Source organism: Seonamhaeicola marinus, from assembly GCF_008085455.1.
This window is the reverse complement of the sequence record NZ_VSDQ01000581.1, coordinates 1-685: the sequence shown is the minus strand read 5'-3', so window position 1 is coordinate 685 and position 685 is coordinate 1. Positions and strand designations below refer to the sequence as shown.

The 685-nt window shown below is 29.1% G+C and carries 1 protein-coding gene; it reads left to right on the top strand.

Annotation, left to right across the window (positions count from 1 at the left end; genetic code table 11):
• Nucleotides 1-209: 209 nt before the first annotated feature.
• Nucleotides 210-685: type III pantothenate kinase (locus FUA24_RS10615; RefSeq protein WP_148542173.1), on the top strand; the 476-nt coding region annotated here is incomplete at its 3' end.

Sequence of the window (685 nt, the reverse complement as noted above, 5' to 3'; positions counted from 1 at the left end):
TTCAGTCCTTTGCTCTACCAACTGAGCTAAGGTACCTCGCTAAAGCGGTTGCAAATATATATTCAATTTTGTTATCTGCCAAAATAAATTTGAAAAAATTTTACTTTAACAATTTTTAAGGCAAAATAACAGCTGCAAGTTTCAATATTATAATATAATTAAGATTAAAATTATTGTTGTTTTGTACTTTTAACGCATTGTTTTAAAAAATGAATTTAATAATAGACGTAGGAAATACAAATGTTAAGCTAGCAGTTTACAGCTTAGAAAATATTTTAAAACATAAACGTGTTATAAAACACAATGCACTTGTTAGCAATGTTTATGAAATTAAAAATGCATATCCTATGTTGGATAAAGCAATAATCTCATCAGTAGGAAATATTACTACTGAAGCTCTTAACACGCTTAAAGAGATTATTGATTTATTAGTGCTAACACATAATGTTAAATTACCGTTTGTAAATAAATACAAAACCCCAAAAACCTTGGGGGTAGATAGAATTGCTCTTGTAAGCGCATCGGTAAAACAATTTTCTAAGGAGCATGTTTTAATTATTGATGCGGGCACTTGTATTACTTATGATTTTATAAACAATAAAAACGAATACCAAGGAGGAGCCATTTCACCAGGTTTACGCACCCGTTACAAATCATTAAATAATTTAACGGCTAATTTACCGTT